Origin of the sequence: Paenibacillus anaericanus (genome assembly GCF_003994475.1) — a bacterium.
GTDB classification, from domain to species: domain Bacteria; phylum Bacillota; class Bacilli; order Paenibacillales; family Paenibacillaceae; genus Fontibacillus; species Fontibacillus anaericanus.
This window is the reverse complement of record NZ_RZNY01000004.1, coordinates 144,201-156,583: the sequence shown is the minus strand read 5'-3', so window position 1 is coordinate 156,583 and position 12,383 is coordinate 144,201. Positions and strand designations below refer to the sequence as shown.

Sequence of the window (12,383 nt, the reverse complement as noted above, 5' to 3'; positions counted from 1 at the left end):
CTAGGGATTAAGAGGAAATTGTATGAAGTTAATTCCGATAGGTTTACTCATAAATAATGATTGACAAAAGAAAACCCACACTATAATATTACATTACAATATTAAATTATCGAATGTTAATAATAAACGAGGCTGACCAAACAAATGGAGGTCTCATTTTCCTTGAACGAGGGAAATGAGGCCTTTTTTTGTCATAAATTCATACTAAAAACATGTGCATAGTCAGTTAAATTATTCAGGAGAAGAGTGATTGTGATGAGTGATCATGCAGCAGCAGTGGAATTCAAACAGGTTTCAAAGAACTATGGTTCAGGATATGTGTTGCAGAACTTTGACCTCATCATACAGAGCGGAAAAATCGTAACGATCATTGGACCTTCTGGTTGTGGGAAAACAACCCTACTTAAAATGATAAATCGATTAATTGAGCCAGAGGACGGTACCGTGCTAGTCGAAGGGAAAAATGTAAGTGGTCTAGATCCTGTTGAGTTAAGACGAGATATCGGCTATGTCATTCAACAAATCGGGTTATTTCCGCACATGACGATAGAGCAGAATATATCGATTGTTCCGAGACTTAAGGGAGAGAAGAAAAAAGCGCTACTTGCACGTACAGAGGAACTGCTGCAATTAATCGGACTCAGTCCAGAGCAATTCCGTTCCCGTTATCCTCATGAGTTAAGCGGAGGTCAGCAGCAAAGAATCGGAGTTGCACGTGCGCTTGCTGCGAATCCTTCGATCATTTTGATGGATGAACCATTTAGTGCTTTAGATCCCATCAGCCGCATTCAACTCCAGAAGGAGTTAATTAATCTAAACGAACGGGTTAAGAAAACCATTGTTTTCGTTACGCATGATATTGATGAAGCACTGAAAATAGCCGATCAGATCGTGTTACTAAAGGATGGACAGATCATTCAAACCGGTTCACCAGCAGAACTCCTTGATAAACCAGCGAATGATTTTGTGCGTGAATTTCTCGGGGTAGAGCGTTTCAATCAATATAGCATTTAATTCTTGGGCGAATAGGAGCTGCTTCATATGGATCAATTTTGGAATACCATTCAAGCGGATTGGCCGCTGATACTTGAAAAGACGGGTGAACACATCAATTTATCGCTCATTTCCGTGCTAATCGCCTGTGTGATCGCCATACCCGTTGGCATTGTACTTACTGCCTATAAACGACTTGCGAATACAGTCATTACAACCGTATCAGTTATTCAGACGATTCCTAGTCTTGCTTTATTCGGATTCATGATTCCGATCCTTGGTATTGGTACAAAGCCTGCAATTATCGCACTTACCCTGTATGCGTTACTGCCCATTCTTCAAAATACTTACGTAGGAATTAGTGGTGTGAATCCAGCGCTCATTGAAGCGGGAACCGGGATGGGGATGACCCGTTGGCAGATTTTATGGATGGTACAGCTCCCGATCGCTCGCAGTATTATCATGGCGGGTGTTAGGCTGGTCGCGGTACAAACCATTAGTTTAGCCACTATTGCTACTTATATTGCTGCCGGCGGACTTGGTGACATCATTACTCGCGGGATCTCGATGATTAATACGACAACGATTCTGGAAGGTGCTGTACCCGTCTCTTTATTAGTCATTATTGTTAATGTTCTTCTGCTAGGACTCAATCGGGTATTAACGCCGAAAGGCTTGCGTCAACATACAAAAAACTAAAGGTAAATGAGGAGAGGGGAAATTATTCATGAATTTATTTAAAAAGATCACAACGATTCGCCCTGGCGCTTGGTTACGCAGTTCTATCATCGCAGGACTATCTCTAGTATTGGTGTTGGCTATGACGGGTTGCGGCAAATCAGCATCATCTAGCGATACCATTACTGTAGCGACTAAAGGTTTTGCTGAATCAGATATTTTGGCAAATGCTATAGCCTTATTAATTGAGAATGACACGAAGCTCTCAACTAAAATTACTACACTGGATAACAATCTGCTATGGGAAGCGATTAAAGCGGGCGATGTTGATACCTATGTGGAATACACGGGAACCGCTCTACTCAATATTCTTAAAGAGAAGCCGGAGTATGATCCTCAGAAAGCATACGAAATTGTAAAAGAGAAATTGAAAGAAAAGAATCAAGTCGAAGTTCTTGAGCAAATCGGATTTAACGATACGTATGCACTCGTCTTACGCAAAGAGATTGCGGAGAAATTGAACATCAAGACAACATCCGAACTAGCTGCGAACGCTGGGGAACTTATATTTGGCACAAGCCAAGAGTTTCTGAAACGTGAAGATACATGGCCGCTTGTGCAGAAGGTCTATGATCCTAAATTTAAAGAAATCAAAACGATTCAGAATAATGCACTTGGCTACAAAGCTATTGAACAAGGTTTGATCGATGTGACCGATGTTTATACAACGGATAGCAAAATTCCAATTAGCAATTTTATCGTTTTAGAAGATGACAAACATGTGTTTGTTCCATACTTTGCGATTCCTGTTATCCGTGAAGAAACACTTAAGAAGCATCCTGAGTTGAAAGATATTATTAACAAGTTGGCTGGTAAAATTGATGACGTTGAAATGCAAAAACTGAATGGTGAAGTAGAACAGAAGCAAAGACCGGCGATAGATGTAGCTAGAGAATGGTTGAAGAACGAAGGCCTTATTAAGTAATAAGACGAAGGGGAGAAACATAATGGGAAACAATAATAGACAAATGACACTTGGAGCAATGATGTATTTCCCCGCAGGCGAACATATTTCAAGCTGGCGGCATCCGGAATCGGATGCTGCTGGGTTGCTTGATTTTAATTACTATAAACATATCGTACAAACAGCGGAACGAGGCAAGTTCGATATGTTCTTCTATGCGGATGAACTATATGTGTGGGATCGCTTTGAGTCCGGTATTGTCCAATCTAACAGTATCCGTCCTGAGCCTTTTACTTTACTCTCGACGCTTTCTGTCGTTACAGAGAAAATTGGACTCGCGGCAACGGTGTCGACTACCTATAACGAACCGTACCATATCGCGCGTAAACTAGCGACACTCGATCATTTGAGTGGGGGCCGGGCGGGATGGAACATCGTTACCTCACAGACGGATGAAGAAGCACGTAATTTCGGTAAGGATAAGCATTTGGAGCATGAGAACCGTTACGGACGAGCGGGTGAGTTCGTCGATGTTACTCAGGGGTTATGGGATAGTTGGGAAGATGATGCACTTCTTTTTGATAAGGAGTCAGGTAACTTTGCCGATAAAGACAAACTACACAACCTTGACTACAAAACGAGTGAGTTCTCTGTTCGTGGCCCGCTGAATGTATCACGTCCACCGCAAGGGTATCCAGTGCTTATTCAAGCAGGCGCTTCTGAGGCTGGGAAAGAGCTAGCAGCTGCATCAGCAGAGGTAGTATTTGCACCAGGTTCTGCCTTTGGTCCATTTGGAACCGTGGAGGACGGGGTTCAGTTATATGAGGATATTAAAGGGAGATTGGCTAAATACGGCAGGTCTCGTGATGAGCTTAAGATATTGCCAGGGTTTATGCCGATTATCGGTAGGACAGAAGAGGAAGCCGCCGAACGGTTGGCGATTGTTGAAGACTTGACCCCTGAGAAGCTTGGACTTGATCTGCTCTCTCATTACCTTGGTCAAGACATCTCGGGATATCCGCTGGATGAACCCCTTCCTTTTGTTCCACAGCTAGAAGGATTCAATCAAAGTAAAAGCAATCTTGCCCGGATTATTCAATTACTTGAACGTGAAAATTTGACGATACGTCAATTGTATAAACGCATTAATTCACGTGGGGTGGCGGGAACACCATCGCAAATTGCTGATCAAATGGAAGACTGGTTCGTTAGTGGCGCGGCAGATGGCTTCAATATTATGTTCCCACACCTTCCAGGTGGGTTAGATGACTTCGTGGATCTGGTTGTCCCAGAATTGCAGCGAAGAGGACTATTTAAGCAGGACTACACAGGAACCACGCTTCGTGAGCATCTAGGACTAACACGTCCCGTTAATCGTTATAGCACTGTTCAAACAAGCTAAACTGAGGTGATGAATGTGGAAAGAATTACAGCAGCAAGAGGGCTCACGCTTCGTTGTAAAGGTTGGAGACAAGAAGCACTCCTGCGCATGTTAGAGAACGTCTTGGAGAATGGGGAGAATCAGAAGGAACTCATTGTCTATGCCTCTCTAGGTAAGGCAGCTAGAAATTGGCCTTCCTATCATGCGATTGTAGATACGCTTAAGCAGTTGGAGGAAGATGAAACACTCGTTATTCAATCGGGCAAACCAATCGGTATATTCCGGACACATAAACAAGCCCCCTTAGTTGTGATGGCTAACTGTAATTTAGTAGGGAAATGGGCAACTAGTGAGAATTTCTATGATTTACAGGAGAAGGGCTTAATTATATGGGGTGGCTTAACGGCTGCAGCGTGGCAATATATTGGGTCGCAGGGTGTGATTCAAGGCACTTATGAGATTTTTCAAAGTATAGCTCGGATTCATTTCGGTGGAGATTTGCGAGGGCGTTTCATTCTGACGGCGGGTCTTGGTGGTATGGGCGGCGCACAACCGTTAGCAGGAACGATGGCGAATGCAGTTATTCTATGTGTTGAAGTATCGGAAGAACGAATCGACAAGCGGATTACGAATGGTTATTTGAAGCAAAAGACGAAAGACCTTGACGAAGGCTTGGAGTGGGTTACGGAAGCCATACACGATGGTCGAAGTCTATCAATTGGTTTACTAGGTAATGCCGCTGAGGTTTATCCAGAGCTAGTAAGCAAAGGGATCATTCCTGATATTGTGACGGATCAGACTTCTGCCCATGATTTGCTCTATGGATATGTTCCTAAGGGGTATACGCTTGACCAAGTGGTCGAGGTTCGTCAAAAAGCTCCAGCCAAATTACAAGATGATGCCGGGGCTTCGATTGCTGAAGAGGTTCGTGCTTTGCTTGCTTTCAAGGAACGGGGTGCAGTCGTCTTTGATAATGGGAATAACCTACGTACGCAGGCTGTTAAATATGGAGTGGAAAATGCCTTTGAGATTGATATTTTCACAGAAGCATTCCTTAGACCACTCTTCGCACGTGCCATTGGACCATTTCGGTGGATTGCTCTTAGTGGTAATCCCGAGGATATCCGAATCATTGATGACTATATTCTGCAAGAGTTCCGTGATAATGATGTCGTCACGAACTGGATTAGACTCGCTAATCAATATGTACCCATAGAAGGACTACCTGCTAGAATCGGTTGGTTCGGCCACGGAGATCGGACGAAATTGGCATTGGCCGTTAACCTAATGGTTAGAGAGGGGAAGTTATCAGGTCCGATTGCATTCTCTCGTGATCATCTGGATGCAGGTGCCATGGCTCATCCGAACATTATGACGGAGCGAATGAAGGATGGAAGCGATGCGATTGCCGATTGGCCGCTCTTGAATGCCATGATGAGTTGCTCATCGATGGCGGATCTAGTAGCGATACACTCTGGTGGCGGGGGATATGCCGGTTACATGACAAGTGCTGGAATCACGATTGTGGCGGATGGAACGGAGAACTCAGATGAGCGGATTCGTATCGCTCTTCATAATGACACCGGACTTGGCGTGCTTCGTTATGCTGATGCGGGGTATGAGGAATCATTAGATGAAGTTGCTAGAACAGGAATCCGGCGTATATCGACGGAGCGTTACGGAGGTAACTTATATGCGTGAATTAACGAAAGAGGATGTACTAGCAGCTGTTAAGGGGGGGTCTGTATTCGCTTCAGGTGGCGGGGGCTGGGTAGAGCATGGATTAGAAATTGGTGGAGCAGCTATAACACTTGGCAAGCCGAAACTCGTCTCCGTGGATGAATTGCCGGATGACGCCATTATTATAACCTGTACGGCAATTGGTGCTCCCGCCGGGACACAGTGGCAAATGCTTGGGAAGGATTATATTAAAGCAGTTCAATTAATCATTGATCACTATGAGGGGAAAGTCGTTGGTGTCATGACACCCCAGAACGGGATGTCTAGCACGATTAATGGGTGGCTACCCGCCGCAGCACTTGGATTGGTCGTAGTTGATGCAACGGGAGACATCCGTGCGCATCCGACAGGGAAAATGGGGTCACTTGGAATAGCTTCAAGTATCGATTTTGAGACAATTCAAGCGGTTGCCGGTGGGAAACCAGAGAATGGCAGCTATATTGAACTCGTTACGAAGGGCACTCCTGCTAGGACCTCGAATATTCTGCGGACGGCATCGGATATGGCCGGTGGGTTTATCGCAGCGGCGAGGCATCCACTCCCAGCTAAATATATTAAAGAGCATGCAGCTATCGGCGGTATAACGCTGGCAATTGAGCTTGGTCGCGCTATTCTAGAGGCAGAACCTCTTGGAGCGGACCATGTTCTAGAGACCATCTGCCAGAAAACTGGTGGCACCATCATCGGGAGGGGCAAGGTCGTGAGCAAGAACGTGGAATATTCAGGTGCCTTTGATATCGGTACGATTGAAGTAGAAGTTTCAGGTGGTAATTCACTGATACTTCATGTGATGAATGAATATATGGCGGTTGAGGACCAGAACAGTGTAAGGCTAAGCACTTTCCCCGATGTGATCACAACCTTTTCTCTAGAGACGGGCTTGCCCGTAAGTGTCGGGCACATCTATGAAGGACAGGAGATAGGCGTATTCGTCATCGATAGATCACTTATTCCACTAAGCTCTAGCGTGAAGGATCCTTCGGTCTACCCAGAGGTGGAACAGGCATTAGGGATTGAGTTGTATAATCTGGCATTTCCCGAGGCGGAAAAGATCCATGTCTAGTGTTCTCGTACTCGATGGACGGAGTCTGACTGTGCAAGATGTGTACACCGTTGCTTACGGGGGAAGACCTATTCAAATTGCGGAAGAAGCTATGGCAAGGGTAAGGGCGTCCCGTGAACTGATCTTCGAACTCGCAGATCAGGATGTTCCTGTATACGGTCTTAACCGTGGAGTAGGTTGGAACAAAGATAAAGTAATTGATAAGGAATTCTTCGAGCGATTTAATCGTAATCTGATTTTGTCACACTCGACAGGGGTTGGAGCGGAAGCGGCAGAAGAAGAAGTGCGGGCCGTCATGCTGGTCAGATTGAACTCACTGTTGCTAGGTTGTACAGGTGTGCAACCTGCGATAGTAGAGCGATATATGGAATTCCTTAATCTTGGGATTCATCCGGTACTCCCGCTTAAAGGTTCTGTTGGAGCAGCAGATATCACTACCCTATCACATATTGGGCTTGCCTTTATTGGCGAGGGTGAGGTGAAGGTGAACGGAGAGCGATTCACTACAGGGAGTGCGATGGATAAGGAAGGACTTAAGCCGCTCATACTTGGGCCTAAGGATGGGCTTGCTATCGTAAGCTCTAATGCACTTTCAGCAGGTACGGGTGCCCTAGCACTGCATGCATGCGAAGAATTGCTCGAGCTCGCTGATATCGTATATGCTCTATCACTCGAAGCATTGCGCGGCAATGTAAGTCCGCTTGATGAAGCCGTTCATCTAGTGAGACCTTATCAGGGACAGTTGAAAAGTGTAGCTCATGTAAGAGATATTCTTGAACAGAGTGATCTATGGGAGTCGAATCAAGCTGATTCTCTACAAGATCCTCTGAGCTTCCGTGGTGGATGTCAGATACATGGTGCTGCATATGATGCATTTCATTATACGAAGGAGCAACTCCAGATCCATCTGAATAGTTCCGATGATAATCCCTGTGTGCTACTTGAGGAGAAAAGGATTTTGTCCTGCGCTAATTTTGAGTCTGTATCTTGGACGTTGGGCTTCGAAATGCTAGGAAGTGCGCTACATCATGTGTCCAAAAATGCCTGTTACCGGACGATTAAACTAGGGACACCTTCGTTTACAGGATTGAGTCGGTTTCTGACGGCAGATGAGGACAAATCCATTGGCTACTGCACAGTCCAGAAGACGATAACAGCACTAGATGCGGAAATTCGCCATTTGTCTAATCCGGCTTCAGCGGATTATTTCTCATTAGCGGGTGATATAGAAGATCATGCGGCGAACTCGCCTTATGTAGTTGCAAAGACAAGAGATATTATCGATCGACTGTATTACATTATCGGAATTGAAGCTCTACATGCAGTGCAGGCCATTGATCTACGTAATGGATTAAAACTTGGAAGAGGGACAAAGGCTGCTTATGAATCCATTCGATCAGTTGTCCCGTTTCTAGCGGAGGATCGAAATTTAAGCATAGATATCGAGCAAACTTACCAGTTGTTTAAAAGCGGTAAGTTGTTAGCTAAAGTGAGAGATTCGAGCGTTTCGTTAGTGAATTAAGTATAAGAGGTTCAATAGTTTAAGTTTATTATATTTACTGCTCAATACTGTAATCATTGTTTGTAATTAGAAAAAGTATATGCAGATCATAGCGGAGAGGGCGGAATTGTCCTGAAGAAGCGAAGCGTTCGCCTTTGCCTCCAAATTTATACCGCTATAGCGATATATTCAAACAAATTTGGAGGCAACAGCGATCGTAAGGATAATCCGTCCGCGGAGCGGTTATATCTACGTTATATTTTTTCAAGCACTGATTTTGACATTGAGCTATATATACCAAATTAAATTAAGGAGCGATTACTATGGCTCATCATGATCCCCAATGGAATCTTAGAGATCATTATAGTGAGGACTGGCAGATTAGAGCTGAACGAAGTCCGAAATGGATTCGCGTGAAACTCGGTGATGTATATATTGCGGATAGTAAACGGGTTCTATCTATAACGGAGACGGGAAAGCTGCCTGTATACTATTTTCCAAAAGAAGATGTTCGAAGTGACCTCTTTGAAGTATCGGATTATCGAAAAGAGGATTCTAATAAGGGTGAAGCCACCTATTGGTCGATTAGAGTTGGCGATCGGGTTGTGGAAAATGCGGCTTGGAGTTATTTAAACCCACCTCAACTTAGTTCTATTCTTACAGGGTATGTCTCCTTCGTATGGAATAAGGCAGATGCATGGTTCGAGGAGGAAGAGGAGATATATGTTCATGCAAGGGACCCCTATACTAGAATCGATGCTCTTCCAAGCACGAGGCATATTAAAGTAGTTGTAGGTGGGCGGGTAATTGCGGAGAGTCGTTCATCCGTAGTCCTATTTGAAACGGGCTTGACTCCGCGGTTCTATTTGCCACAAGAGGATGTTAACTTCGATCATCTTGTGCCGTCAGATACGATAACTCGTTGCCCTTATAAAGGCGTGGCTTCCTATCATTCGATTCAAGTGGGTGGGAAAGAATATAGAGATGTAGTTTGGAGTTATGCCGAAGCTCTACCAGAGGTTCATGAAATTGCGGGTAGACTAAGCTTTTACAATGAAGAAGTAGATGCCATCTATATCGATGGGGAGAAATGGTCATTACAAAGTAAAGACCGTTTGCCATACAAGAAGGTTGGAGATAAATAATGAATTCGGTTTTCTCTAGCCTAGTGAAATGCGTCTAATGTCAGTTTATAAATCGGCTCGACTAGGACTTTTTGGAGTTGCAGTGCTTTGGGGTTGTAGCTATATCATGAGCGCTTATCTATTGAATTTCTTCTCTCCGACCTTCCTATCCTTCGCTCGCATGGGTTTGACTTGGCTTATCGTGATTGCTTTGCTCTATAGTAAAGGTGTGTTAAGAAGACCAACGAAGAAGGAATGGCTACTTATGGTGGCATCCTCCGTATTCGGCACTTTGATTCAACAACCTTTATATTTTAAAGGGCTTCAGCTATCATCTGCGGCAAATGCTTCACTTATCTATGCGGTAGCACCACTAGTTGCTGTGTTCATGGAAAGGATATTTCTCAAGACACCTTGGACGGCTGGCAAGCTTGCCGGAGGCATTCTTGGTATGATTGGTGTGGTTATCATCATCAGTTTTGGTGGTGGGAAATTCAGTTTATCGTCTGGAGACGTATATTTATTAATCGCTATGCTAGGTATGACGATTAGCATGATGTATACTCCGATTATAGCCAAGACGCTGTCACTGACCTCTATTAACATCATCTCAGGAGGACTAAGTATTGCCTTGATGGCGCCTGTTGCTGGTCTAGATGTGTTTAGCGGTAACTTAATCGTCAGTAGCAGCGTCACAATATGGCTGATATTGCTGGTACTGGCCTTGATCACGGCAACCTCTAATATATGGTGGACACGTGGTGTAGCGATTACGGGGCCTGGAACAGCAGCTATGTTCATGAATATCCCACCCTTTATTTCCTTGGTCGCGGGTCACTACCTATTAGGAGATGCGATTCATGGAGCTCAATTAATTGGAGGGGTTCTAATTCTGTTTGGCGTTTTTGTATCTAACCGAAATTTTTCAGGAGATAGTGTACAAGTTAGTCACACGAGATAACCAGGAAATAAACAAATCGATAATTTCTATACATTAAAAGAAGCGAAGAAGGGTTATTTCTATCTTTGCTTCTTTGTCGTTTTCTAGATTATCTTTCCTTCGTATCGGTCCAGTTGATTTTCAGTTTATGTAAGGTGTTATGATAAAAGGTAAATATTCATCCTTACTTTGCTTAAGGGGAATATCTAGGGAATAGACTATGAAGGAGCTGGAATAAGTTGAATTTAACCTACTCATAGTAGGGGTTACTCTTGATAGTAGTTTATTGGTTAAGTATATTAGAATGTAATAGTTAATGTGATTAATTATATGGATGTAGATGGATTCGCTGTGTAAGTAAAAGGAGGGGACTTCAATTCGCAAAAAATCATTACGCATGATCTCCTTTGTCATCCTAATAATTGTTCTAATTATTTTATTTAAATCAGATGGTTTTTCGACTTTACTTCAGGTTGATTTAAACCAGATCCGTAAAATGTCCAATGGGAACCTTTTTCTCATTTTGCTCATTATGCTGGGTATTATGGTTGTCCAGAATTTATTTACAATCATTCCTTTAATTCTAGTGATCTCAGTTAATATCTCCTTGTTCGGATTCGTAAATGGTTATTTGTGGAGTTGGGTAAGTAGTGTAATCGGAGGAATATTGGCTTTCTTGATGGCGCGTTATTGGTTTCAAGACCTACTACTAAAACATCTTAACCCTAAATATCAAAAGTGGACCAAGGTTGAAAACAAGGGCTTTTTATTTGTGTTTTTAGGCAGAGTATTTCCCTTTGCACCTACTAGTTTGATCAATATTGCGGCGGGTGTTAGTGCGGTTCCTTTAAGGCCATTTATAATAGGTACAATAACCGGAAATATGATTTTTTTCTTCGCTATCTCTTTGATTGTCAAAGGGCTATGGTCTGTCCAACTTGAAAATAATGTCTTACTGATCTTAGGTGCTATCATTGTTCTATTGGTATTGATCCTATGGAGAATTAGATCGAAGCGTATCAAGAGGACTAGGGGAGAGACAAGTGAATTTGGAGGTTAAGGAACATCGGAGTCTATAAAATAATAAAAAGATCAAAGGAATGGGGAAGATCTCCATTCCTTATTCATATCTTAGACCTTTCGAAAGTACATCCAAACGTTTACTCCTTTTTGGACATCTGTCCTTTTTATTATACTGGAAGCTGTTATGATTAGATAAAAAAGAGGAGGCTAATCCGATGAAAATGGTGTTTGATTTAGATGGAACAATTTGCTTTAAAGGTAAGCCTTTAAGTGAAGATATGGTACAGGTCTTAGACTCCTTGGTGGGTCAAGGACATGAAATAGTCTTTGCCTCAGCCAGACCTATACGAGATTTGTTACCAATATTACCGGCACATATGCAACAGTTTCCGATGACAGGTGGGAATGGTGCATTTGTGGCAACGGGTGGAGAGATCATTTCAACGATTCATTTCGATAAACAGCTAGCTGACAAGATCGTTAGGTTATTGAGAACTTACGAGGCCGATTATTTAGTTGATAGCAAGTGGGATTATGCTTATACAGGTCATAACGAGCATCCGATATGGCGAAATGTGGACCCTGAGCAACGTGCGAAAAATGTACCTTTAGATGAGCTAAATGAAATTGTGAAAGTAGTAATTCTACATAGCTTAAATGAGCAGCAATTGCTAGAGGAGTTGCAGCAATTACCGCTCGTAATCTATATACACGGTAATGAAGGTATTATTGATATCAGCCCGCAAGGTGTCGATAAATGGGCAGGACTTCAAGAGCTTAGCATCGAACCGCAACAATATATTGCCTTTGGTAATGATGCAAATGATATGTCGATGTTCAAACATGCGATGCGTTCCGTTTGTGTTGGAGAACATCCTGCCCTCATGCAAGTCGCTACAGATAAAGTGGTTAATGAAGAACAACAAGTCATTCTAAAAATTAAGGAACTTATGTTAGAACTTGATTAATATAGTAG

Annotated in this window: 10 protein-coding genes and 1 pseudogene; all 11 read left to right on the top strand. The window is 43.2% G+C overall.

Annotated features, from left to right (window positions below):
- Window positions 1-255 precede the first annotated feature (255 nt).
- Window positions 256-993, top strand: a pseudogene (locus tag EJP82_RS06960) (ABC transporter ATP-binding protein); the annotation flags it as partial.
- Between the two features lie 48 nt (window positions 994-1,041).
- The gene (locus EJP82_RS06955; protein ID WP_127191317.1) at window positions 1,042-1,692 is read left to right on the top strand and encodes an ABC transporter permease; all 651 of its coding nucleotides are present in this window, start codon (window positions 1,042-1,044) and stop codon (window positions 1,690-1,692) included.
- A gap of 28 nt (window positions 1,693-1,720) precedes the next feature.
- Window positions 1,721-2,656: an ABC transporter substrate-binding protein gene (locus EJP82_RS06950; protein WP_127191316.1), complete on the top strand. Its 936-nt coding sequence runs from the start codon at window positions 1,721-1,723 to the stop codon at window positions 2,654-2,656.
- A 22-nt stretch (window positions 2,657-2,678) separates the two neighbouring features.
- Window positions 2,679-4,037 carry an LLM class flavin-dependent oxidoreductase gene (locus tag EJP82_RS06945; protein ID WP_127191315.1) on the top strand — a complete coding sequence of 453 codons (1,359 nt, stop codon included), beginning with the start codon at window positions 2,679-2,681 and terminating at the stop codon, window positions 4,035-4,037.
- A 9-nt stretch (window positions 4,038-4,046) separates the two neighbouring features.
- Window positions 4,047-5,717 carry a thiourocanate hydratase gene (locus EJP82_RS06940; RefSeq protein ID WP_127191314.1) on the top strand — a complete coding sequence of 557 codons (1,671 nt, stop codon included), beginning with the start codon at window positions 4,047-4,049 and terminating at the stop codon, window positions 5,715-5,717.
- Window positions 5,710-6,819, top strand: a complete 1,110-nt coding sequence (locus EJP82_RS06935) for a thiohydantoin desulfurase (protein WP_127191456.1) — start codon at window positions 5,710-5,712, stop codon at window positions 6,817-6,819. The genes EJP82_RS06940 and EJP82_RS06935 overlap by 8 nt, the downstream gene beginning before the upstream one ends.
- On the top strand, window positions 6,812-8,341 hold the full coding sequence (locus tag EJP82_RS06930) for an HAL/PAL/TAL family ammonia-lyase (protein ID WP_127191313.1): 1,530 nt from the start codon (window positions 6,812-6,814) through the stop codon (window positions 8,339-8,341). Before EJP82_RS06935 ends, EJP82_RS06930 begins: the two co-directional genes overlap by 8 nt.
- A 302-nt stretch (window positions 8,342-8,643) precedes the next feature.
- Entirely contained in the window at window positions 8,644-9,465 is an 822-nt protein-coding gene (locus EJP82_RS06925) for a DUF427 domain-containing protein (protein WP_127191312.1), read from the top strand.
- A 28-nt stretch (window positions 9,466-9,493) separates the two neighbouring features.
- On the top strand, window positions 9,494-10,405 hold the full coding sequence (locus EJP82_RS06920; RefSeq protein WP_127191311.1) for a DMT family transporter: 912 nt from the start codon (window positions 9,494-9,496) through the stop codon (window positions 10,403-10,405).
- A gap of 376 nt (window positions 10,406-10,781) precedes the next feature.
- On the top strand, window positions 10,782-11,444 hold the full coding sequence (locus EJP82_RS06915; RefSeq protein ID WP_127191310.1) for a TVP38/TMEM64 family protein: 663 nt from the start codon (window positions 10,782-10,784) through the stop codon (window positions 11,442-11,444).
- Between the two features lie 178 nt (window positions 11,445-11,622).
- Window positions 11,623-12,375 carry an HAD-IIB family hydrolase gene (locus EJP82_RS06910; protein WP_127191309.1) on the top strand — a complete coding sequence of 251 codons (753 nt, stop codon included), beginning with the start codon at window positions 11,623-11,625 and terminating at the stop codon, window positions 12,373-12,375.
- Window positions 12,376-12,383 lie beyond the last annotated feature (8 nt).